Annotated in this window: 19 protein-coding genes; 13 read left to right on the plus strand and 6 right to left on the minus strand. The window is 65.0% G+C overall.

Features of this window, described 5'->3' with window-relative positions; translation table 11 throughout:
• Window positions 1-29 precede the first annotated feature (29 nt).
• Together F6B93_RS16595 and F6B93_RS16600 are read left to right on the plus strand one after the other, a co-directional pair.
• Window positions 30-1,409, plus strand: coding sequence for an HNH endonuclease signature motif containing protein (locus F6B93_RS16595; RefSeq protein WP_211696054.1), 1,380 nt, complete (start codon window positions 30-32; stop codon window positions 1,407-1,409).
• A 33-nt stretch (window positions 1,410-1,442) separates the two neighbouring features.
• Complete coding sequence (locus F6B93_RS16600; protein ID WP_211696055.1) at window positions 1,443-1,949, plus strand: SixA phosphatase family protein; 507 nt, start codon at window positions 1,443-1,445, stop codon at window positions 1,947-1,949.
• A gap of 31 nt (window positions 1,950-1,980) precedes the next feature.
• Here the strand turns inward: F6B93_RS16600 and F6B93_RS16605 are convergent, their stop codons facing one another.
• Entirely contained in the window at window positions 1,981-2,523 is a 543-nt protein-coding gene (locus F6B93_RS16605) for a DUF3558 domain-containing protein (protein ID WP_211696056.1), read from the minus strand.
• Entirely contained in the window at window positions 2,520-3,089 is a 570-nt protein-coding gene (locus F6B93_RS16610; protein WP_425518464.1) for a DUF3558 domain-containing protein, read from the minus strand. The genes F6B93_RS16605 and F6B93_RS16610 overlap by 4 nt, the downstream gene beginning before the upstream one ends.
• Window positions 3,090-3,271: 182 nt before the next feature.
• Between F6B93_RS16610 and F6B93_RS16615 the strand changes: the two genes are divergently transcribed.
• The 3 genes from F6B93_RS16615 (at window position 3,272) to F6B93_RS16625 (ending at window position 7,945) form a co-directional block, all read left to right on the plus strand.
• Entirely contained in the window at window positions 3,272-5,017 is a 1,746-nt protein-coding gene (locus tag F6B93_RS16615) for an ABC transporter ATP-binding protein (protein ID WP_211699553.1), read from the plus strand.
• On the plus strand, window positions 5,017-6,954 hold the full coding sequence (locus tag F6B93_RS16620) for an ABC transporter ATP-binding protein (RefSeq protein WP_211696057.1): 1,938 nt from the start codon (window positions 5,017-5,019) through the stop codon (window positions 6,952-6,954). The genes F6B93_RS16615 and F6B93_RS16620 overlap by 1 nt, the downstream gene beginning before the upstream one ends.
• A 160-nt stretch (window positions 6,955-7,114) precedes the next feature.
• Complete coding sequence (locus tag F6B93_RS16625) at window positions 7,115-7,945, plus strand: phthiotriol/phenolphthiotriol dimycocerosates methyltransferase (protein WP_425518465.1); 831 nt, start codon at window positions 7,115-7,117, stop codon at window positions 7,943-7,945.
• A 16-nt stretch (window positions 7,946-7,961) separates the two neighbouring features.
• Here F6B93_RS16625 and F6B93_RS16630 read toward each other — a convergent pair whose 3' ends face one another.
• The gene (locus F6B93_RS16630) at window positions 7,962-8,756 is read right to left on the minus strand and encodes an SDR family NAD(P)-dependent oxidoreductase (RefSeq protein WP_211696058.1); all 795 of its coding nucleotides are present in this window, start codon (window positions 8,754-8,756) and stop codon (window positions 7,962-7,964) included.
• A gap of 169 nt (window positions 8,757-8,925) precedes the next feature.
• Between F6B93_RS16630 and F6B93_RS16635 the strand changes: the two genes are divergently transcribed.
• The 7 genes from F6B93_RS16635 to F6B93_RS16665 all read left to right on the plus strand — a co-directional run bounded on the left by F6B93_RS16635 (window position 8,926) and on the right by F6B93_RS16665 (window position 18,830).
• Entirely contained in the window at window positions 8,926-9,258 is a 333-nt protein-coding gene (locus tag F6B93_RS16635; protein WP_425518466.1) for a DUF732 domain-containing protein, read from the plus strand.
• Between the two features lie 118 nt (window positions 9,259-9,376).
• Window positions 9,377-10,117, plus strand: coding sequence for an LppX_LprAFG lipoprotein (locus F6B93_RS16640; RefSeq protein WP_211696059.1), 741 nt, complete (start codon window positions 9,377-9,379; stop codon window positions 10,115-10,117).
• A gap of 79 nt (window positions 10,118-10,196) precedes the next feature.
• Window positions 10,197-10,568, plus strand: coding sequence for a DUF4189 domain-containing protein (locus tag F6B93_RS16645; protein ID WP_211696060.1), 372 nt, complete (start codon window positions 10,197-10,199; stop codon window positions 10,566-10,568).
• Window positions 10,569-10,905: 337 nt separating this feature from the next.
• Entirely contained in the window at window positions 10,906-12,078 is a 1,173-nt protein-coding gene (embR, locus tag F6B93_RS16650; protein ID WP_211696061.1) for an ATPase/transcriptional regulator EmbR, read from the plus strand.
• Between the two features lie 312 nt (window positions 12,079-12,390).
• Entirely contained in the window at window positions 12,391-14,193 is a 1,803-nt protein-coding gene (locus F6B93_RS16655; RefSeq protein ID WP_211696062.1) for a serine/threonine-protein kinase, read from the plus strand.
• Between the two features lie 156 nt (window positions 14,194-14,349).
• Window positions 14,350-16,722 carry an FHA domain-containing protein gene (locus tag F6B93_RS16660; RefSeq protein ID WP_211696063.1) on the plus strand — a complete coding sequence of 791 codons (2,373 nt, stop codon included), beginning with the start codon at window positions 14,350-14,352 and terminating at the stop codon, window positions 16,720-16,722.
• A 131-nt stretch (window positions 16,723-16,853) separates the two neighbouring features.
• On the plus strand, window positions 16,854-18,830 hold the full coding sequence (locus F6B93_RS16665) for a serine/threonine-protein kinase PknH/PknJ (RefSeq protein ID WP_211696064.1): 1,977 nt from the start codon (window positions 16,854-16,856) through the stop codon (window positions 18,828-18,830).
• Window positions 18,831-18,862: 32 nt separating this feature from the next.
• On the opposite strand, the gene F6B93_RS16670 is transcribed toward F6B93_RS16665, so the two are convergent.
• Entirely contained in the window at window positions 18,863-19,447 is a 585-nt protein-coding gene (locus F6B93_RS16670; protein ID WP_246541150.1) for a hypothetical protein, read from the minus strand.
• 72 nt (window positions 19,448-19,519) lie between these two features.
• Complete coding sequence (locus F6B93_RS16675; protein WP_211696066.1) at window positions 19,520-20,758, minus strand: adenylate/guanylate cyclase domain-containing protein; 1,239 nt, start codon at window positions 20,756-20,758, stop codon at window positions 19,520-19,522.
• A gap of 38 nt (window positions 20,759-20,796) precedes the next feature.
• Between F6B93_RS16675 and F6B93_RS16680 the strand changes: the two genes are divergently transcribed.
• Window positions 20,797-21,315: a DNA-deoxyinosine glycosylase gene (locus F6B93_RS16680; RefSeq protein ID WP_211696067.1), complete on the plus strand. Its 519-nt coding sequence runs from the start codon at window positions 20,797-20,799 to the stop codon at window positions 21,313-21,315.
• Here the strand turns inward: F6B93_RS16680 and F6B93_RS16685 are convergent.
• Window positions 21,310-22,701, minus strand: coding sequence for an amidase (locus F6B93_RS16685; protein WP_211696068.1), 1,392 nt, complete (start codon window positions 22,699-22,701; stop codon window positions 21,310-21,312). The two genes, F6B93_RS16680 and F6B93_RS16685, sit on opposite strands and share 6 nt — an antisense overlap.
• Between the last annotated feature and the right edge of the window lie 84 nt (window positions 22,702-22,785).

Consider the following 22,785-nt stretch of genomic DNA (forward strand, 5'->3'; position numbering starts at 1 on the left):
GTGTCGGTCGCCTGTCATAGAATTCGAACATGAGTTCGAGCACTCGTGAGGAGATCCTGGCGGTCCTCGACGCGCTCGAAGACGGTCTGGACCGCGCCTGCGGGTTGTCGTTCGATGCCCTGACGACGCCGGAAAGGCTGGCGCTGCTCGAGCGCGTGGAGACGCTGCGCCGCCGGCTACCCGTCGTCGAGCATGAGTTGATCAACCAGATCGGCGAGCAGGCCACCGCGACCGAGCTCGGCGCCACGCTGCCCAGAGCGCTCGCCGACCGGCTCCACATCACCCGCAGCGACGCCAGCCGCCGGATCACCGCGGCCGCCGACCTCGGGCCCCGCCGTGCCCTGACCGGCCAACCCCTGGCACCGCTGTTGACCGCGACCGCCCAAGCCCAGCGCGACGGCCTCCTCGGCGACGGCCACGTCCGCGTCATCCGGGAATTCCTCGGTCGGCTGCCCACCACGGTGGATGCCCACACCCGCGAGCACGCCGAAGCCCACCTCGCCGCGCTGGCCACCGGGTTTCGCCCCGACGAGCTGGCCAAGCTGGCCCAGCGGCTCCTGGACTACCTCCACCCCGACGGCGACTACACCGACGAGCACCGCGCTCGCCGGCGCGGACTCACGCTGGGCAACCAAGACATCGACGGCATGTCGAAGCTGACCGGCTGGCTCACGCCCGAGGCGCGCGCCACCCTCGAGGCGGTGCTGGCCAAACTGGCCGCACCCGGAATGTGCAATCCCGACGACCAGACCCCGGTGATCGATGGTCCCGCTTCGGAGGAGACCGCCCAGAGGGATACCCGCAGCAATGCCCAGCGCCAGCACGACGGGCTCAACGCCGCGCTGCGCGCCGTGCTGGCCAGCGGAAAACTAGGTCAACACAACGGATTACCGGCGAGCATTATCGTGTCAACCACGCTGCGCGAGCTGGAATCGGCCACGGGCAAAGCACTCGCCGGCGGGGGCAGCTTGTTGCCGATGGCCGATGTCATCCGGCTGGCCCGCCATGCCCACCATTACCTGGCGATTTTTGACAAGGGCAAAGCCATCGGGCTCTACCACACCAAACGGCTGGCCTCGCCCGGGCAACGCATCGTGCTCCACGCCAAAGACCGCGGCTGCACCCGCCCCGGCTGCGATGTGCCCGGCTACCAGTGCGAAGTGCACCATCTCACCCCGTATGCGGCCTGCCGCACTACCGACGTCAACGACCTGACCTTCGCCTGCGGCCAAGACCACCCGCTCGCCGAAAGAGGCTGGACCACCCGGAAACGCGCAAACGGCGACACCGAATGGATCCCTCCCCCGCACTTGGACTCTGCGGTTCTACGGGGCCAGCCCCGCACCAACAGCTATCACCACCCCGAAAAGCTCTTGTGCGACGGCGACGAAGATGACGACGCGGCGTAGCGACTCGACCGACTACTGATTAACGTGAGCCCGGTGAACGAGCAGCGTCTCAATCTCGTGTTGATGCGGCACGCGAAGTCCGCATACCCCCACGGCGTCACCGACCATGATCGGCCGCTGGCGCCCCGGGGGGTCCGCGAGGCGGGGCTGGCCGGCGATTGGCTGCGCGCCAACGTGGCGCCCGTTGACGGCGTCCTGTGCTCGACGGCGACGCGCGCCCGAGAAACGCTGGGACACACTGGCATCGATGCGCCGGTCCATTATGCCCAGCGGCTCTATGAAGCCACCCCTGGCACGGTCATCGAGGAAATCAACCGGGTCGCCGAGGACGTCACGACGCTACTGGTGGTTGGACACGAGCCGACGACGTCTTCGCTAGCGATCATTTTGGCCGGGGCTGCCGGTACCGACGCCGCCGCGCAGCAGCGCCTCGCGGAGAAGTTCCCGACGTCCGGGCTCGCCATGCTACGTCTCGACGGTTCCTGGGAAGATCTCGAACCGGGCGGCGCCGCGCTCGTCACCTTCCACGTGCCACGCTAAACAAGCAACTACGGCCCCAGCGAACTGCGCCCTAGGCGTTGGTGGCGAGCGTCAGCTCCATCAGCTTGATCGCCTGCGCACAGGCATCAATGCCGGGCGCTTGCGGATTGACCCACCAACCGACAACTCCTGCCGCATCGCTCGCGACGCCGCAGGACCCATTCGGGTCGTCGGGCCGCATCACAATTGAGTCAATGCCCTGAATCGAGCGGGTCTGGACGTCGTAGTGCAGGCCATCGGCGACCTTGCGTTCGTTGCTCAGACTGCCCTGCTCGAACCAGAACCGGGTGATGTCAATCAAACCGGCAGGGTTGGCGGCCTGCCACCGACAGATCGCCCCGACGAAGGTGCTTTGGATATCAAGCGGATCGGCACCGACGGTCTTGGCCAGGATATCGCTGGTCAGGACCTCACATTCCTTCAGCAGATTCGGATACCGCTCTTGAGAGTCATTATTACGCGGAACGCCGGCACCACCCGCCTTGACCGCGGTGCCCGAGATGGACTTCGTGCAGCCGGTCAGAATACCCAATGCGGCAATCACCACGGCCGCGCACGCGAGTAGGCGCTTCATTTCGAGTTCGCAATCGATTGACGAGTCAGTTCTTTGGCGACGTCGCAGGGTGACGGGAAGGGTTTGCGACTGAAACTCACCGACCACTCAATGAAGTCGTCCTGAAACTGGATTCCGACTTCGCAGAGCGAGTCACCCAGAGTGGGCTCATTGCCGATGGCGATGAAACCGTTGTGACCATCGATGTTGATGTCCTCGACGCTTGCGCGCGACAACTCTTCGGTCTTGCGTTCCCGCCCGATCGGGCTACCGCGGTACCAGGAGAACGAGAAGTGCGGACCAAGGATGCCGCCGCCTGCCAGCCATTGACAGCCGACCGAATTCTTGGCCGTGTTGATCAGCCCGGGCACCCTGGTTAGCTCCGCCACCGTTTGATCGCTGACGCCACCGCACTGGGGAAAGAAGGGACCGTGACGGCCCTCAGCGTTCCCCGGGGTCGAGGGGATCGTCGCTCCCGGCTCCTCGTCGCCGGATGAGGAGCACCCGGCAACCGTCGGGATCACAACCATCAGGGCCATCAACGCTGCCCGTGCCGCCAACGCCAGCGTCCGCGCGTTACGTCGCACTGCTGGGTCTCCTCATGCTGGTCCTTCTGCTGATCACAGCAGTCACTGTAACCGCAGGCCCGCGGGTCAACCACCAATGTCGCTTGAGCTGGCGTTTCGGCCGCGTCCGCGGAACCAGCGCCAGTGGGAAACCCGTCGTTGGTGGTGGGACCTGGGCTTCGGCGATGTGCGACAGTTACCAGATGCTTCTGGCCTTGCTGCGCCAGTACATCCGGCCATACCGGCGGCTGATCGCCGTGCTGATGGTGCTGCAGCTGATCAGCACCCTGGCTTCGTTGTATCTGCCGACGGTCAACGCCTCGATCATCGACGACGGCATCGCCAAGGGCGACACCACGACCATCGTCAAGCTGGGCATGGTGATGCTCGGGGTCACCGCCCTACAGATACTGTGCTCGGTCGGCGCCGTCTACTTCGGCTCACGGACCGGGACAGGCTTCGGCCGCGACCTACGCTCCGCCATGTTCGAACACATCATCACCTTCTCCGAACAGGAGACGGCCCGCTTCGGGGCGCCGACGTTGTTGACTCGGAGCACCAACGACGTCCGGCAGATCGTGTTCCTGGTTCAAATCGCCGCCACCGTGCTGGTCAGCGCCCCCATCATGTGCGTCGGCGGGATCATCATGGCCGTTCACCAAGAGGTCGCGCTGACCTGGCTGCTCCTGATCAGCATCCCAGTTCTGGCGATCGCCAACTACTCGATCATGAGGCGTACGCTGCCGCTATTTCGCAGCATGCAAGGCCTCATCGACGGCATCAACCGGGTCATGCGCGACCAGCTGTCCGGTATGCGGGTAATCCGCGCGTTCGCCCGCGAACGATTCGAACGCGACAGGTTCGCCGCCGCCAATGCCGCACTATCGAACACCGCAATCAGCGCGGGCAATTGGCAGGCGCTGATGCTGCCGGTGACCACCCTGACGATCAACCTGTCCAGCGTCGCGGTGATCTGGTTCGGCGGACTCCGCATCGACCGGGGCCAGATGCAGATCGGCTCGCTGAGCGCCTTCCTGGCCTATTTCGCACAGATCTTGATGGCGGTGTTGATGGCGACGATGACGCTGGTCGTGCTCCCCCGCGCGGCCGTCTGTGCCGAACGGATCACCGAGGTGCTCGCTACGCCTGCTTCGCTACACAATCCGGAAGATCCCCAGTATCCGGCAGAAGGGATCACGGGTGTGGTGCGCCTCGACAGCGCGACATTCGCCTATCCCGGCGCCGACCTCCCAGTGCTACACGATGTCTCGTTGGCGGCACTGCCCGGCACCACAACCGCGATCGTCGGCGGCACCGGTTCGGGCAAGTCGACGCTGGTGTCGCTGATCTGCCGACTCTACGACGTCACCGCGGGCGCCGTGATGGTCGACGGCGTCGACGTCCGCGACTACCACACCGACCGACTCTGGTCGGCAATCGGACTCGTCCCCCAACGCAGCCACCTGTTCTCGGGCACCGTCGCGGACAATCTGCGCTACGGCGCGGCCCCAGAACAGCCGGTATCCGACGACGACATGTGGGAAGCGCTGCGGATTGCCGCGGCAGACGACTTCGTACGGCCACACGGACTGCACATGCGCGTCGCCCAGGGCGGCGCCAACTTCTCCGGGGGGCAACGTCAACGGCTAGCCATCGCCCGTGCGGTCATCCGCCGCCCGGCCATCTACCTCTTCGACGACGCATTCTCGGCCCTAGACGTCCACACCGACGCACGCGTCCGCGCCGCACTGCGCGAGGTCGCCACCGATTCCACAATTATCGTTGTAACCCAAAGAATTTCGACGGCTGCGCAGGCCGAGCAGGTGCTGGTCGTCGACGACGGCAAGATTGTCGGGGCGGGCACCCACGAATCGCTGCTGGCGGACTGCACCATCTATGCCGAATTCGCCACCTCGCAATCTGCGACCGCCACAATCGGGAGGGCGTAATGACCGCGGCAGCAGGTGCCAGGCCACGGGGTTCCGCGCCGGCGCCGGTCGCCCGGTCGCGCGACTTCTGGGGTACCGCGGCCCGCTTGGTCAAGCGGCTGGCACCGCAGCGCCGGCTCAGTTTCGCGGTGATCACGCTGGGCGTCAGCGGCACCGCGATCGGAGTCGTCGTCCCGCGGATCCTCGGCCACGCCACCGATCTGCTGTTCAACGGCGTGATCGGACGGCAGTTGCCCGCAGGCATCAGCAAGGCACAGGCGATCGCGGCCGCGCGGTCCCGCGGCGACAACACCTTCGCCGACCTCCTGTCCGGGATGGATGTGGTGCCGGGCCAAGGCGTGCATCTCGCCGCGGTAGCACGCACGTTGGCGCTGGCGTTGACGCTGTATCTGATTGCCTCGCTGCTAGTTTGGGGACAGGCCCGCCTCCTCAACGTCACCGTGCAGCGGACCATAGCTGGGCTGCGTTCCGACGTCGAAGACAAGGTGCACCGGCTGCCGCTGTCCTACTTCGACGGGCGCCAACGCGGGGAACTGCTGAGCCGCGTCACCAACGACATCGACAACGTGCAATCCTCGCTGTCGATGACGATCAGCCAACTGCTGACATCGATTCTGACGGTGGTCGCGGTGCTGGCGATGATGGTCTCGATCTCGCCGCTGCTCGCGCTGATCACGCTGCTGACGGTGCCGATGTCGCTGCTCGTGACGCGAGCGATCACGCGACGTTCGCGGCGCTTGTTCGTGGCGCAGTGGACCAGCACGGGAATTCTCAACGCCCATCTGGAAGAGACCTACAGCGGGTTCACTCTCGTCAAGACATTCGGCCACCAGCTCGCAGCGCGACAACAGTTCCAGAAGTTCAACGACGACGTCTATCAGGCCAGTTTCGGCGCTCAGTTGTTCTCCGGTCTGGTGCAGCCGTCGGCAACCTTCATCGGCAACCTCGGCTACGTCGCGGTCGCGGTCGTGGGTGGCCTGCAGGTGGCCACCGGGCAGATCACTCTCGGAAGCATCCAGGCATTCATCCAGTACGTCCGCCAATTCAACACGCCTGTGAGTCAAGTGGCCGGCATGTACAACACCCTGCAGTCCGGGGTGGCCAGCGCCGAGCGGGTATTCGATCTGCTCGACGAGTCCGAGGAAGCACCGGACCCCGAACCGGCCCGCACGTCGATCTTGTCCCCGCCCCTCGGCTCGGATGCAGTGGGCGCCGACCTATCCGGCCGCGTTGAGTTTCAGCACGTGAGCTTCGCCTATCACCCCGACACTCCGGTCATTCGGGACCTGTCCATGGTGGCCGAACCGGGCCGCACTCTGGCCATCGTCGGACCAACCGGAGCCGGCAAGACGACGCTGGTGAACCTGCTGATGCGGTTCTACGAGGTCGATTCCGGGCGAATCTTGATCGACGGGGTCGATATCGCGTCGCTGAACAGGCAAACATTCCGATCGCGAATCGGCATGGTGCTGCAAGACACTTGGCTGTTCGACGGAACAATTGCCGAGAACATCGCCTACGGACGGCCGGAGGCCAGTGCGGACGAGATCGCCGAGGCCGCGAAGGCGGCCTACGTCGACAGGTTTGTCCATACACTGCCGGCCGGCTACCAGACCCGGATCAGCGGGGGCGGCGGCAATATCAGCGCCGGTGAAAAACAACTGATCACCATCGCCCGCGCCTTTCTCGCCCGCCCGCAGCTGTTGATTCTGGACGAGGCAACCAGCTCGGTCGATACTCGCACCGAGTTTCTCGTCCAGCGGGCTATGCGCGAACTGCGCAGGGATCGCACGAGTTTCATCATTGCCCATCGCCTTTCGACAATTCGCGATGCGGATCACATCGTGGTTGTGCGAGCCGGCAAAATCGTCGAACAAGGTAACCACGGGGAACTGCTGGCCCGCCGCGGCGCCTACTTCGAAATGATTCGCGCCTAGCCGAGCTGGTGCCCGGCGCCAGGGTTACTTGCGATGCAAGGACACCGAGCTGGGCCAGTCGTGTTCAGTCGTTATATGACAAGCCGCATAGCGGCTGGACCACCACGCGAATCCCCACAACACTATTTTGGTCGCAGGTGCATCGTGGGACAATTTGTGGATGTCCTCCACAAATACAATTGAAAAAATCGCCGTGCGATCCTACATGCGCTGGACGAGTTTTAAGAGCGCGGCAGCATATATGTACTTTTGGGTGACCCTCTTTATGACCCGCCGGCGCACGGTCGATGACGTTCTTTTCCTCAATTGGGGCTACGAGGAAGACCCTCCGATGCGCATACCGCTCGACGAGTCGGACGAGCCAAACCGGTACAGCATCCAGCTCTACCATCGAACCGCAACCCAAGTAGATCTGACCAACAAGAACGTCCTCGAGGTCGGTTGTGGTCATGGCGGGGGAGCTTCGTACCTCACGCGCACGTTGCACCCGGCTACCTATACCGGGTTGGATCTCAACTGGGTGGCCGTCAGGTTCTGTCGCGGCCGGCACGACGCGCCCGGGTTGCATTTCCTGCAAGGCGACGCGGAGAAGCTACCGTTCCCGGACGAATCCTTCGACGCGGTGATCAATGTCGAATCGTCGCACTGCTACCCGCACCTTTCACGTTTCTTCGCCGAGGTCGCACGGGTACTGCGGCCCGGAGGGTATTTTCTGTACTCCGATATGCGCCGCGCGCCGGAGATACCCAACTGGGAAGCGGCGATAGCTGATACCGCGATGCGGATGCTGGACGACAAGGCCATCACTGCCGACGTGCTACGCGGATTGGCGAACAATTCGGCACGGCAAGCCAGAGTGGTCAACAGTACTTTCCCTGCCTTCGTCCGCTGGATGATCCGTCCAGTATTCGGCGTAGAAGGAGGCTCGTTCTACCGAAGCCTCCAAACCGGGGGCATCTCCTACCGGATGTTTTGTTTCGTCAAACCGTGATCGGCTGCCAGCCGGGTCAGGTGGCCTGATGGGACATCCCGGTTAGTACGAATTCAGTAGCACGCCTGGGTATCTCGACAATCATTGATACCGCCGCCGCTCGTTTGGGGAGCCGCACGTGCTTTCGCCCCTTTTGCACCGCGATAACGGTTCGCTCAGCTACTTTTTCGGCAGGGATGGCCACCAGCGCCCCGGTGTAATGCAAGCGGCGAAACGACCGCGCGGTGGGCTCGTAGGTCTTGGTCTTGGCCAGCATGTCTGTCGGGATCGGGCCAAGTTCCACGAGTGTAGTGGATATCGGCAATCCACGCAGATCCACTCGCAGCCCGGCGGTGAAGTGCGAAAGCGCAGCCTTAGAAGCGGAATAGACCAGCAGGCCAGGCAGATTCGTACAGCCCATCAGCGACGATACGTTGACGATATGACCGCCGTTTCGTTGGAGCATCCGCGGGATTGCTTGCCGGCAGAGCTCGGCAGCAGCCAAGTAGTTGACCTGGGTAACCTTGTGCAGCTCATCGGCGTGCACACTGGCGAAACCGGCGACAACGACATCCGCGGCGTTGTTGACGAGGACATCAACCGGCCCCGCCTGATCCTCAATGTCGGCGAAAAGCGTTGCTACCTCGGCGGGGTCTGACAAGTCAGCGATGTGCGCCGTGCCTCCGAGCTCGTTCGCAAGTTCTGTGAGCGTGTCCTCGGTCCGCGCGACAAGCGCGACGACGGCACCGGCATCGCGGAAGGCGCGCGCAAGAGCCGCACCAATACCTCGCGACGCCCCGGTGACAACTACCCGCTTGCCCCGCAGGTTCACGACCGAGATTGTAGGTGCTCACCGGAACAAAGCGCAGCCGAGAGCCCGGCGATCGCGGATCGCGGCCGTGGGCGTATCCCTGCCGCCAAGAAGTTGTTGAGAATCCACCAAGCGCCCGGCTCCACGCTGAGGTCATCAAGCGAAATCCCACAGACAAAGGATTGCCACGATGATCTCATCCCGCGTCATTGCAGCTTTCACCACGGCGGTCGGCGCCAGCGCGATCGGCCTTGCGGTTGCTACCGCCGGCACCGCCAGCGCCAACACCACCGACGAAGAGTTCCTAGCCCAGATGAGGGCCATCGGGGTCAGCTTCTCCTCGCCCCAGGCGGCTGGTCAACAAGGCCAACAGGTCTGCGGTGAGTTGGCCGCAGGCAAGAACGGGACTGACATTGCCGAAGAGGTCCTGAGCCAGACCGACCTGACCGCCAAGCAGGCCGCCTACTTCGTCGTCGACGCGACCAGGGCCTACTGCCCGGAATACGCCAGCCAGCTCACCTGATCGATCCACTCGGGCCGCGGGGATCCCGGTCGTTTGAGCTGAGCATCTGGCTGTTGACTACGCTGCTCGGCAATTGCTATGCAGTACACAGCCCGTGGGCCAACACAGGGAGATTCCGATGAAGCTTGCGCCTCGTACTCTTGCCGCCATCGCAGCACTAGCCCTCGTGCTCGCCATCGGCGGCTGCTCCAGTGACGACGGCTCCGGCGCCTCCGGGCCAACGACGGGCACGGCCGCCACCGCATCCACCGGCGACGCCACCACAATGCTCAACCAGGCCGCCGATGCCATGCGAAAAGTCACCGGGATGCACGTCAGCCTCACGGTCGACGGCGACGTGCCAAATCTCCGGGTGACCAAGCTGGAGGGCGATATCTCCAACACGCCGCAAACGGTCGCAACCGGGAGCGCGACCATGCTGGTCGGCAGCGACAAGAAAGAAGACGCCAAGTTCGTCTACGTCGACGGTCATCTGTACTCCGATCTGGGGCAGCCCGGCACCTACACCGATTTCGGGAACGGCGCCTCGATCTACAACGTGTCGGTGCTCCTCGACCCCGACAAAGGCCTGGCCAACTTGCTGGCCAACCTCAAGGACGGATCAGTCGCCGGCAGCGAGCAGGTGAACGGGGTGTCCACCACCAAGATCACCGGGGAGTCTTCGGCGGACGACATCGCTACGCTCGCCGGGTCACGGTTGACCTCGGAAAACGTCGAGACAGTGCCCACCACCGTCTGGATCGCGACGGACGGATCGTCTCACCTAGTCCAGATCGAGATCGTCCCAACGGCGAACACGTCGGTGACATTGGTGATGTCCGACTGGGGCAAACAGGTCACCGCCACCAAACCGACATAGCCACCGTGGTAGGCGTCGCAGCAGTTGATCGCAAACCGTTGAAACCGCCGGACCGCCGGCACTCGGAAAGGACGCACCATTGACGACGATGATTACCCGTCGGCGGCGGTTCACGGTGGCCGTCGCGGGCGCGGCTACTCTCACCGCGCTGGCCGCGGGGCTTGCTCCCGCCGCAGGTGCCGCTGACAATTACGGCGCGATTGCCTACTCTGGCAACGGCTCATGGGGCCGATCGTGGGACTACCCAACTCGCGCCGCGGCTGAAGCCACCGCGGTCAAGTCGTGTGGCTATTCCGACTGCAAGGTGCTCACGAGCTTCACCCAGTGCGGTGCCGTCGCCGCCGATGGCGAGGCGTTTCAGGGCGGCGTCGGACCAACGCTGATCTCGGCCATGAAAGACGCTTTGAGCAAGCTCGGCGGTGGCTATATCGACACCTGGGCCTGCAACTGATCTACGTCGAGTTCGGCAGTCCGGCGCTGCTCGGCCGTGCCGGCCCGTCGGCGCCTCCCCAATGTCGATCGTCCGCCTCCGCTGGCGTGTTCGGCTGACCACCAATAGAGCTTGCGTCCGATATCAACAATTATCTTGGTGGCGTGGGTGTTTCAGCCATCCTGCTCACCAGGGACGCGCGACGAGTAAGAGCGAGCGCAATTGTCGACCGCGGCATCGAAGAAGCTCGACGGCGTGCCGGCATCCCGGTTGTTACCGGATCGGCACACTTCGTACCACAATGACAAGCAACGACACCGTGTTGGCACCGTGATGATGAAGTCACAGAGGACCCGGAATGGCTGGTAGTGCAATGCCGGAACAGCATCTCGAGTTCGGTCTGCTCGGGCCGTTGGAGATGAGCGTTGGCGGCGCGCCGGCGCCGCTGGGCACACCCAAACAGCGGGCCGTGCTGGCCATGCTGGTCATCAACCGCAACAGACCGGTCGGCGTCGACGCCCTCATCACGGCCCTATGGGAGGGGAAGCCCCCTTCGGGGGCAAGGGCAAGTATCCATTCGTATGTGTCCAATCTGCGCAAGCTGCTTGGCGGCGCGGTGGGTGACCCGCGGGCATTGTTGGCCGCGGCGCCGCCGGGCTATCGACTCAGTATCGCCGAGAGCACCTGCGATCAGGGGCGGTTCCTCGCCGAGAAGAACGCTGGCGTACACGCTGCGGCTGCCGGCCGGTTCGAACTGGCCAGCCGCCACCTGTCGGCGGCACTGGCCGAATGGCGTGGACCGGTGCTTGACGACCTGCGCGACTTCCAGTTCGTCGACGTCTTCGCGACCGCGTTGGTAGAGGAAAAAATTCTGGCGCACACCGCCAAGGCGGAAGCCGAAATCGCTTGTGGCCGGGCGGCGGCGGTGATCACCGAACTTGAAACTCTGACGGCCGAAGACCCCTACCGAGAGCCGCTATGGACACAGCTGATCACCGCCTACTATCTCACCGACCGGCAATCCGACGCCCTGGGCGCCTATCGCCGGGTCAAGGCAACACTGAGTGACGATCTCGGCATCGACCCCGGCCATACACTGCGCGAACTCCACGAACGGATCCTGCGTCAGGAACCGCTGGACGTGAAGAAAACCGCACAGACCACCGCCGCGGACACCGTCACGGCGCTCGATGAATACACCAGGGTGTCGGGCCAGCTGGCCGAAGCCTTCCTGCACGACGTGGCTTCGGGTCGCGATCACCCACTGCAATCCGCGGCCACCAGGATCGGGCGTCTTCACGACAACGACATCGTGCTGAACAGCCCGAACGTCAGCCGCCACCACGCTGTCATCGTCGATACGGGTACCAACTACATCATCAACGACCTCCGGTCGTCGAACGGAGTGCATGTCGAGCACCAGCGGATCCGCTCCGCCGCCACCCTCAACAATGGCGACCACATCCGCATCTGCGACCACGAGTTCACCTTCCAGATCACCGCGCGGTCCGCTACACGTGTCGATGGATGATGCTGCTGCGCAATGCTTCTCCCTGTTGCCGGGCCTGATCAAGCCGAACAGGACAACCGGCAGCGTGTTGCTGATCGCCACAAGGCGAATCGCCACAAGACTTTTCGTGACAATCCCGCAGCGCACGTAGTGGGTAGCCACCACCGCCCGGGTGCAGCGTAGGAAGGCGACGCGCGATGTGGCGGATTTCATGCGCTGGCGCCGGCAAGCGCATAACGTCATGGTTGCTGGACCCGGGCGACGGCCGATGCGATGCCAAGTCGCTGTTGATAGTGTCGGCGGCATTGCGGGTTGGTTGGGAGGAAACGAGCGATGAGCGACGCGCAGGACTCTCGCGTGGGATCGATGTTTGGTCCCTACCACCTCAAACGGCTGCTGGGCCGCGGCGGGATGGGCGAGGTCTACGAGGCCGAGCACACGGTCAAAGAATGGACGGTCGCGGTCAAGCTGATGACCGCGGAGTTCAGCAAGGACCCGGTGTTTCGTGAGCGGATGAAGCGCGAAGCCCGTACTGCCGGCCGGTTGCAGGAACCCCACGTCGTGCCCATCCACGACTACGGCGAAATCGACGGGCAACTCTTCCTGGAAATGCGCCTCGTCGAAGGCACCGACCTCGACAGCGTCCTCAAACGCTACGGACCACTGACCCCGCCCCGCGCGGTCGCCATCATCACCCAAATGGCCTCAGCCCTCGACGCCGCCCACGCTGATGGAGTGATGCACCGCGACGTCAAACCGCAAAACATCCTGGTGACCCCGGACGACTTCGCCTACCTTGTGGACTTCGGCATCGCCAGCGCCACCGGCGACGAGAAGCTGACTCAGTTGGGCACCGCGGTGGGCACCTGGAAATACATGGCCCCGGAACGGTTTTCCAACGACGAAGTGACCTACCGCGCCGATGTCTACGCACTGGCGTGCGTGCTGCACGAGTGCCTGACCGGCGCCCCGCCCTACCGCGCGGACAGCGCCAGCATGCTGGTCACCGCCCACCTCATGGATCCGATCCCGCAGCCCAGCACCGTGCGCGCGGGCATCCCGAAGGCCTTCGACACGGTGATCTCGCGCGGTATGGCCAAAAAGCCCGAGGACCGCTTCGCCAGCGCTGGTGATCTGGCGCTGGCCGCGCACGACGCGCTCAGCACCCCCGACCAGGACCACGCCGCGGACATCGTGCGCCGCAGCCAAGAATCCACCCTGCCCGGCACCGCGGCGGCTGCCCCGCAGCCGCCGACCATGCCCGCGACGACCCCGCCAACTCCGCCCGGGGTGTATCCGCCGGCGCAGTCCTACGGCGACCCCGCGACTTCTGGCCCGATGCCGCAATCTTCACCACCCGGCCAGTCTGGCTGGACTCCCGGGAGCGGCCCGATGCCGGCGGTGAGCCCACCCACCCCGACCCCCCAGTACTACCAAGGTGGCAGCTGGGGCGGCACGCCGCCCAACACACCCACGCCACCGCAGCACGGCGGGGCCTCCTCCTGGAATCAGCCGTCACCACCAGGCAAACGCAGCCCGTGGCCCATCATCGCCATCGCCGTCGCCGCGGCGCTCGTACTCGTCCTGGTGGTCGGCGCGATCGGCGTGTGGATCGCCACGAGGCGTGGCGATCGGCAGACCGCGGATAGCGGCACGACGCCGATATCCACCTCACCGGAATCCACGACGACGACCCCGTCGAGCAATCTGCAGAACAAGCTCCTCAGCCTGCTGCCTTCGGGCTACCCCGCCGGCACCTGCAAACCGACCACTCCGAAACCGGACAGCATATGGGTGAATGCGGTGGCGATGTTCGACTGTGGCCAAAACACCTACCAAGGAGGCCCCAGTCGCGCGGTCTATGGTTTGTTCACCGACACGGACCAGCTGAAAAAGGCGTTCGACGACGACATCGCCGCGGTGGATTTGCTGAACTGTCCGGGCGAAGGACCGTCGCCGGATGGCTGGCATTACAACCAAAACCCAGACGTGACAGCGGGCATGATCGCCTGCGGAACCTACAAGGACCACCCGAACGTCGTGTGGACCAACGAGACGAAGCTGACGCTCAGCGACGTCTTCGGCGACCCCGCCACACTCGATGAACTACACGACTGGTGGGCGAAATATGGCTGATCAAGGCAGTGCACCCAGCTAGCCCGGCGACAAATCAGGGACTCGCACACCACCCGGTGCCGGCGGTGCTCCCCAAGCTGGTGGACCCTGCATCCTTGTCTAGCCTTGTCACAGGCACGGTTCGGCGGAAGCTGCGCAGACGCACGGAGGCCACCAATGGACGACACGGCCGATATGGTCGCTCCCCATCCAGCCCGACTGGAGTTGCGCGCCGCCGGGCGTATCTGGCACGCGATGGCCGGGCGCTCCTGGACCATCGGCCGGTCCAGCGAAGCCGACATTCACTTGGACAATCCGCGGGTATCACGCGAGCATGCAGTGCTGGAGACGACGCCTGCGGGTTGGGTCCTGGTGAACCGCAGCGCCAATGGCATGTTCATCAATGGCCAGCGGGTAGAGCGGCTATCGATCGCTGAACCGATCACCGTAACGCTCGGTTCGGCGTCGTCCGGTCAGCAGCTGCACCTCAACCCGATCGTCCCGCCTCCCGCTGCTCCCACTGGACCTACAGTCGCCGAACCAGAGCGACGATCGGACGCAACGACGGTCGCCCGGCCGCCGACCGCGGTCTACACCATCGACCAGTTGATCGTGACAATCGGTCGCGCACCCGACAACGACGTGGTCCTCGACGACCTGCTGGTTTCTCGCCGGCACGCCGTACTCCGCCGCACCGGAAGCCAATGGGAGCTCGCGGACAACAGCAGCGCCAACGGCACCTATGTCAACGGTGCCCGGATCGACCGAGCGCTCATCGGACCCAACGACATCGTGGGCATCGGCCACCAGCTATTGCACCTATCCGGCGATCGCCTCGTGGAGTACGCCGACACCGGCGATGTCGCGTACGAGGCCGCAAACCTACGGGTGGTCGGCAAGAAGGGCCGCGTGTTGTTGGCCGACGTGGGCTTCGTCCTTCCGCAGCGCAGCCTGCTGGCGGTGGTAGGCCCAAGCGGCGCCGGAAAATCGACCCTGCTTGGCGCCCTCACCGGATTCCGCCCCGCCGACAGCGGCAGCGTGCGCTACGACGAGCGCGACCTCTACGACAACTACGCACAACTGCGACACAGGATCGGGTTCGTGCCGCAGGACGACATCCTGCACACCCCGTTGACGGTGCGGCGAGCGCTAAATTACGCTGCGCAGCTTCGCTTTCCCCAGGACGTGTCCGCCACCGAACGCGAGCAACGCGTCGCGGAGGTGCTGTCAGAACTCGGTTTGGCCGCACAGGCCGATCAACGCATCGACAGTCTGTCAGGCGGTCAGCGCAAACGCACCAGCGTCGCACTGGAGTTGCTGACCAAACCGTCGCTGCTGTTCCTCGACGAACCCACGTCTGGCCTCGACCCAGGGTATGAGAAATCGGTCATGCAGACCCTTCGCTCGTTGGCCGACGACGGTCGCTCGGTGGTGGTCGTGACCCACAGCACCGCTCAGCTGAAGATCTGTGACCGGTTGCTCATTTTGGCCCCCGGTGGTCGACTGGCGTATTTCGGTCCACCCCAAGAGGCGCTGCGCTACTTCAACTGCGCCGACTTCGCCGACCTGTTCACCCTGCTCGAACGCGATACCGCCACCGACTGGACCGGCCGGTTCCAAGCCTCGCGCCTCCACGACGCCCTCGCTCGGCCCGCACGCGAGCGTCCGGCTCAGCTTTCGGATGCGTCGGCACGACCAGCCGTGGCCCAGCAAAGCCCGTTTGCCCAGTTCGCCGTCTTGTGCAGACGGTATTTGGCTGTCATCGCGGCCGACCGCCAGTATTCGCTATTTCTGCTGGCACTGCCGCTGCTGTTAAGCGTGTTCGCGCACGCCGTTCCGGGCAACGTCGGACTCTCGCTGACCAAAGCCATCGAGCAAGAGTCGACACAGCCCTCGCAGTTGTTGGTGCTGCTGATCATCGGGGGTGCGCTCATGGGCTGCGCCGCCTCCATCCGCGAAATCGTCAAAGAACAGGCGATCTATCGCCGCGAGCACGGCATCGGGTTGTCGCGGGGCGCTTATCTGGCATCCAAGTTGGTAGTCCTGTCGGCGCTGACCAGCCTGCAGGGACTGATTCTGGGGTTTCTCGGGGTAGCGTTCCTGCCCGGACCCGATCAAGCACTGGTGCTGGTGTGGCCGCGGCTCGAAGTGGCAATAGCGGTCGTCGCGGTCACCGTGGTCTCCATGGTGATCGGCCTGTTGATTTCAGCCATGATCGGCAATGCCGATCGCGGCATGCCGGCGTTGGTGCTGGTGGTCATGGCCCAACTCGTGCTCTGCGGTGGGATGTTCGAAGTCGTGGGCCGACCGCCCCTCGAGCAATTGGCGTGGCTGTCCCCATCGCGCTGGGCCTACGCGATGGCCGCATCGACCGTCGACCTTAACGACCTGCGCCGGACCGCGGGTGCCGACCAAGACCCCATGTGGAATTACCAGGCCAGCAGCTGGCTTTTCGCCGCGGGCGCGTGCGCTGTCCAGGCGATCGTCATGGTAGCCCTGCTCGCGATACGGCTCAGGCAACGTGAGAGCCAACGCCGAGCGGGTAGGTGACCCAATCAGCGAGCAGGGGCGCGCTCCTTCCGAGGATTGATGTGCTTATTGGGGGCAATTGCGCTCGGTGCGGTGCCTAAAGGCTGTTGATAGTGTCGGCGGCATCGGAGGTTGGTTGGGAGGATCTAGCGATGAGCGACGCGCAGGACTCTCGTGTGGGGTCGATGTTTGGTCCCTACCACCTCAAACGCCTGCTGGGCCGCGGCGGGATGGGCGAGGTCTACGAGGCCGAGCACACGGTCAAAGAATGGACCGTCGCGATCAAGCTGATGTCGGAAACCTTCAGCAAGGACCCGGTGTTTCGCAAGCGCATGAAGCGCGAAGCCCGTACCGCCGGCCGGTTGCAGGAACCCCACGTCGTGCCCATCCACGACTACGGCGAAATCGACGGGCAACTCTTCCTGGAAATGCGCCTCATCGAAGGCACCGACCTCGACAACATCCTCAAACGCTACGGACCACTGACCCCGCCGCGCGCGGTCGCCATCATCACCCAAATCGCCTCAGCCCTCGACGCCGCCCACGCCGATGGAGTGATGCACCGCGACGTCAAACCGCAAAACATCCTGGTGACCCCGGACGACTTCGCCTACCTTGTGGACTTCGGCATCGCCAGCGCCACCGACGACGAGAAGCTCACTCAGTTGGGCACCGCCGTGGGCACCTGGAAATACATGGCCCCGGAACGGTTTTCCAACAAGCAGGTGACCCACCGCGCCGATGTCTACGCACTGGCGTGCGTGCTGCATGAATGCCTGACCGGCGCCCCGCCCTACCGCGCGGACAGCGCCAGCATGCTGGTCACCGCCCACCTCATGGATCCAATCCCGCAGCCCAGCACCCTGCGCGCGGGCATCCCGAAAGCCTTCGACACGGTGATCTCGCGCGGCATGGCCAAAAAGCCCGAGGACCGCTTCGCCAGCACTGGTGATCTGGCGCTGGCCGCGCACGACGCGCTCAGCACCCCCGACCAGGACCACGCCGACGACATCGTGCGCCGCAGCCAAGAGTCCACCCTGCCGGCACCCACCAAGGTCCCGCCGGCACCGACCCTGCCGGCTACCGGAATGGCGCCCGGTATGGCTGCGCCCCCGCGCGCGGCGGGTCCGCCACGATCTACACCCGTCCAGCCGCCGCGGGCGCCCTACCCGCCCGCGGCCAGTTCGGGACCCAGCAGATCTGCGGGACCCGCCCGACCTGCCCGCCCCCCGGGCCGGTCCCGGGCGATGCCGCAGCAGACGCCGCCCGGTCCGCCCGGCTGGGCTCCAGGGAGCGGTCCAATGCCAGCGGTGAGCCCGCCCCCCACCACCCCGCCGCAGTACCAGGGCGGCAGCTGGAGCGGCACCCCACCCAAGACACCGCCGCCACCACAGCCCGGCGGTCCGTCATCCTGGGATCAGCCGCCGGCACCAGCCAAGAGGTTGCCCTGGATCGCCGCTGCAGCGGTGGCCGTTGTGTTGGTGTTCGTCGTCGGCGGCGTAGGCATCTGGATGATCACCCGACCTAAACCGACGCCGCCGCCCAAACCCGTGGCGGAAGAGCGTCTGAGCGCGCTCCTGCTGGGCACGGCGGAAATCAACTCCGTGATGGGCTCGTCGTCGATGAAGCCCGGGAAGCCCATCACGTCGATGGACGCCTCGCCGGTAACGTTGTCGGCGCCGGAGTGCCAAGGAGCGCTCTATACGACCCAGGATCCGGTCTACGCGGGCAGCGGCTATACCGGAGTCAGCGGCCTCGTGTCATCCGAGCCGGGAGACAACTACGACCACTGGGTCAACCAGGCCGCGGTGACCTTTACCTCGGCGGACAAAGCCAACGCGTTCCTGCAGACGTCGCTGCGCACGTGGAAGCGCTGTGCAGGAAAGACGGTCACCGTCACCAACAAGGGCAAAACGTATCGATGGACGTTTTCCGAAGTCCGGGGCGGCCCCGCGGCCATCACGGTCGTGGACACCCAGGAAGGCGCCGACGGCTGGGAGTGCCAACGCGCCATGAGCGCGGCGAACAATGTGATCGTCGAGGTCAATGCGTGCGGGTTTCACATCACCAATCAAGCTGGCGAGATCGCCGAAAAAATGGTCGAGAACGTCAACCAGGAATCGCAGTAGATCGGTGACTTGCTGAGGGACGAAAGCGTTTCTCAATCCGCAAGATCGGGACCCTGCGCACGCAGGTCGTCGACCGCGGACATGGCCGTTCGTAGCTTTGCCAGCCACTCCTCGGCGTGCTCCCCCACCAACTTCACCGACCACGCGAGCGCGTCGGCTCGTGAACGTGCGACGCCGGCGTCGACCAGTGTGTCCAATACCTGGCGCTCTGGCTGCTTCAAGCGCGTCATCACCGGAACCGCGATGTGAGTGAACAAGACTCGCTCGGTGCCGGAGCCGGAGCCGACGTCAACGCCCCAGGAAACCTTGCGGCCGTAGCGGTCCTGCGCCTCGTCGGCGATGTCTATCCGTTCTGCCCGGGTTTCTTCGCGGAACCGCGAGACCCGGCCTTCGGCGCGCGCCGCGGATTCGTCTTTGTCGGAATTCTCGGATTCGGCCAGCTTGCCGATGACCGTGATCTCTTCGCGGTCGACGATGACCGTTGGATCGCCGTCGAACCAATCTTCGGGGAGCCGTCCGGCGAACCATTCGGCCGCGCCGCTGGCGTCGGGTTGCTGTGCCTGTTGCCAGCCTCCAGCGCGACTGTAACGACGTCCGTGCAGGTGATGGTGCTTCATGATTACATGATTACATTGTTCTATATGTAAGGGAAGGTAGTTCACCGGCAGCGAACGGTGTCGAGGTCCCACTTATGACGACGCGCCGGGCGAATCGCCCTCGTGGGGAGCAGGAGAGGCACTCGCAGCGCCAGCCGTCGCCGAACCTCGCCTAACCCGATACAGCTTGACGTCATTCTTGATGCCCTTCAGCCGGCGCGAGCCCGCATACGACCACCGGAAGTCAGCCAACCCAGCGCCATCGGCCGTATCGGCCGTATCGGCCGTATCGGCCAGGGCCTCGCATACTGATTCGGCGACCAACACCGCGCCCGGCCGCGCGACTCCGGTGACCCGGCTTGCCACGTTCACCGGACTGCCGAACCAGTCGCCGGCCCGGCTCACCGCCATGCCAGAGGCGACTCCGGATCGTAGCGGCGGAAAAGCATCGTCGGCGTCGACGGCGTCGACCAGCTCCAGGACGGTATCCAGCAATGGCGCCGGATCGGGACAGACCAACATCACCGCATCTCCGATGGTCTTGATGAATCGCACCGGCGGAGCCGTCACATCACGGGCCAGGTCCGCCAGCCGGCCGGCGAGCTGACCCAGCTCTTCGGCAGAAACCGCCTCGCCCAGCGGCGTGAAGCCAACGAGGTCGGCGAAGGCGACGCTCACCTGGCGCGCTCCCGGCAGGGGTTTGCCGGCGGCTCGCTCTCCGGCATTGACGGCCTCGGTCTCCATCGTGTGCCGTAGCTGCATGAACAGCATGTCCTGAACCATCGGGCCCAGCATCGGCGTGACTTGACTCAGCAGGGTCGTCGACGCCTTGGCAATCTCCAACTCAGTAGCTCCCGGGCGCAAGATGGCCGACAGCGCCACGTAGCGCATGACCTCGGAAGCATGGGCCAGGCCCTCGGCCAGCACGCGCACGACGAGCACGATTTGATCAGGGTCGAGCCCCAGGTCAACGAACCGCTGCGCGTGTGCGGCCGCCTCGCCGTCGGCGCGCATGTGTACGGCGGCGTCCGGGTCGTCCACTCTGGCCAGGCCGATAGCGCGCTGCACTCGCTGCAGCAGGTCCAGGTCGACGCCGTAATTCTCGCTGATCTCGCGGGTGGATACGTAGGTCCCGTCGTCTCCGATGAGATGGCGGGTGGCCAGCAACAGCGGCGGGTTCGCAGCCCGGATCTCCTCGGCAGCAATCCCCTGCTCGAGCAACCACTCGACAAGTTCGGCGCGCTCCGCACGCGCCGCACCGTCGAGGTCGCCGACCAAATCGTCGACTTCGGAGTCAGCAGTGCCGTGCCCGTGGTGCCGATCATCGTCCACCAGCCAACGTTAACGCGATTAGGACATTATGTGAGTCGATGACCGCACCAATGCTCCAAGGATTCCCGCCCGTTGTCGACGACCACGCCACCGTATTGATCCTGGGCTCTTTTCCGAGCGCCCAATCGCTACGGGCACGCCAGTACTACGCCAACCCGCGAAACGCGTTCTGGCCCATTACCAGCGAGCTTTTCGGCTTCGACGCCGACGGACCATATGAACTACGGCTGGCGGCACTGCGATCACACGGTGTGGCCCTGTGGGATGTCCTATGGCGATGCCGCCGCACAGGCAGTGCGGACTCGGCGATCGATCCGAGAAGTTGCGTGGCCAACAACTTTGCCGAACTCTTCGACAGCTACCCAACCATCACGAGGGTCTACTTCAACGGCGCCAAGGCCGCCGATCTGTACCGCCGACTCGTCGAAGCGCACGACGGGCCGCTCAGCAACCAGGTCAGCCACCAGGTTCGCCAACGGCTGCCGTCAACGAGCCCGGCACACGTCATGCGCCCGGGAGCGAAACTAGCCGCCTGGCGGCCGGTTTCGCTGTCATGACACCGGCGGCCGCCGATGCGCCCACGGCCTGGCGGCTTCGATCTGCGCAGCCAGCGACAACAACGTCGCCTCCTCATACGGGCGGCCGACGAGCTGCACCGACATCGGCAGGCCGTCCCCGTCGAAATCCCACGGCACGACGGCGGCGGGCTGACCGGTCAGATTCCAGACCTGTAGATACGGCACCCGCCGTGCGACCAGCAGCAGCGTCGACACTGCGCCACGCCGCTGGTACGCGCCAATGCGAGACGGGCCCACCGCCGCGCCCGGCGTCAGGACCACGTCGACATCGTCGAAGATTGACTGGATCCGATCGCTGACCGCGGCCTCTGCGGCGCATATGGCCTGCATTCGCCGATCGGACAGAAACGAACCCATGCGCGCTATGGCGCGGGTACGCGCCTCCAGGCGGTTGGGGTGGGCCAAGGAGTCGGCATCGTCGCTGATGCCGCGCAGGAATCGCGGAAGGTAGTTCGCGTAGATCGTCCAGGTCGGATACCGCGGATCGCGGACGATGACGTCGTGGCCCAAGTCGCGAAGCAACGCACCCGCCAGCTCGACTGCGGCCAGCTCCGCCTTCTGACACCGGACCGGCAACGGAGTTGGCACCTTGGTGCTCAACGCAATTCGTAGCCGGCCAGGTTCGCGTGCCGCCGCGGCAACGAATCCACCCTCGGGGCCTGGCACTGTCGTCGTGGCGTCGAGGATCAACGCCGCGTCGATCACCGAACGGGTGATCGGCCCATTGGCGCTGAGCCCATACCAGGCACCGTCGTGCGGCTCCAGCGAGATTCGGTCCCGTTGCGGCTTCAGCCCGAACAAACCGCACCACGTCGACGGGATGCGAATCGAACCACCGCCGTCCGATCCCAATGCTGCCGGCGCCAGCCCCGCGGCCACCGCGCAAGCACTCCCGCCGCTGCTGCCGCCTGGGGTGCGAGAAGGATTCCAGGGGTTGCGGGTGGCGCCGAAAGCCAAGGACTCGGTGAAAGGCATGATCATCAGCTCGGGCACATTGGTCTTGCCGACGATGACCGCGCCGGCGGCGCGCAGCCGGCGCACCATCTCCGCGTCCGCGTTGACGGCTGGACCGTGTCCCCCGGTTCCGTAGGTTGTCACGTGCCCGGCAAGGTCGACGTCGTCTTTGATCGCAATCGGTACACCGAGCAACGGCAACCGCTCACCGGCGTCGAGGCGTTGCTGGGCCGCCGCAGCCTCCTCGCGCGCACTGTCGTAGAGCACCACACGGTAGGCGCGCAGCTCGCTGTCCAACTGCTCGATCCGTTCCAGGTATACCTCGAGCAGCATCGGTGCGGTGAGTTCACCGTCGGCCAGCATCCGCGCCTGTGCCGCTGCGCCGACGAAGGCCAGATCGCGGGGGTCCACGGCGGCAGCGTATCCCGCTGCGGCGCGCACGTGCTCGGCCGGGCCAGACACGCCGCAAACCGGCAGCCGCAGTACCGTAGCGAC

It is taken from the genome of Mycobacterium spongiae (genome assembly GCF_018278905.1).
GTDB classification, from domain to species: domain Bacteria; phylum Actinomycetota; class Actinomycetes; order Mycobacteriales; family Mycobacteriaceae; genus Mycobacterium; species Mycobacterium spongiae.

Coding starts and splice junctions, on each gene's coding strand:
- F6B93_RS16605 (WP_211696056.1), bottom strand. CDS start 2,523: ATGAAGCGCCTACTCGCGTGCGCGGCCGTGGTGATTGCCGCATTGGGT.
- F6B93_RS16595 (WP_211696054.1), top strand. CDS start 30: ATGAGTTCGAGCACTCGTGAGGAGATCCTGGCGGTCCTCGACGCGCTC.
- F6B93_RS16680 (WP_211696067.1), top strand. CDS start 20,797: ATGACCGCACCAATGCTCCAAGGATTCCCGCCCGTTGTCGACGACCAC.
- F6B93_RS16640 (WP_211696059.1), top strand. CDS start 9,377: ATGAAGCTTGCGCCTCGTACTCTTGCCGCCATCGCAGCACTAGCCCTC.
- embR (WP_211696061.1), top strand. CDS start 10,906: ATGGCTGGTAGTGCAATGCCGGAACAGCATCTCGAGTTCGGTCTGCTC.
- F6B93_RS16625 (WP_425518465.1), top strand. CDS start 7,115: ATGTCCTCCACAAATACAATTGAAAAAATCGCCGTGCGATCCTACATG.
- F6B93_RS16635 (WP_425518466.1), top strand. CDS start 8,926: ATGATCTCATCCCGCGTCATTGCAGCTTTCACCACGGCGGTCGGCGCC.
- F6B93_RS16655 (WP_211696062.1), top strand. CDS start 12,391: ATGAGCGACGCGCAGGACTCTCGCGTGGGATCGATGTTTGGTCCCTAC.
- F6B93_RS16615 (WP_211699553.1), top strand. CDS start 3,272: ATGCTTCTGGCCTTGCTGCGCCAGTACATCCGGCCATACCGGCGGCTG.
- F6B93_RS16620 (WP_211696057.1), top strand. CDS start 5,017: ATGACCGCGGCAGCAGGTGCCAGGCCACGGGGTTCCGCGCCGGCGCCG.
- F6B93_RS16665 (WP_211696064.1), top strand. CDS start 16,854: ATGAGCGACGCGCAGGACTCTCGTGTGGGGTCGATGTTTGGTCCCTAC.
- F6B93_RS16670 (WP_246541150.1), bottom strand. CDS start 19,447: ATGAAGCACCATCACCTGCACGGACGTCGTTACAGTCGCGCTGGAGGC.
- F6B93_RS16660 (WP_211696063.1), top strand. CDS start 14,350: ATGGACGACACGGCCGATATGGTCGCTCCCCATCCAGCCCGACTGGAG.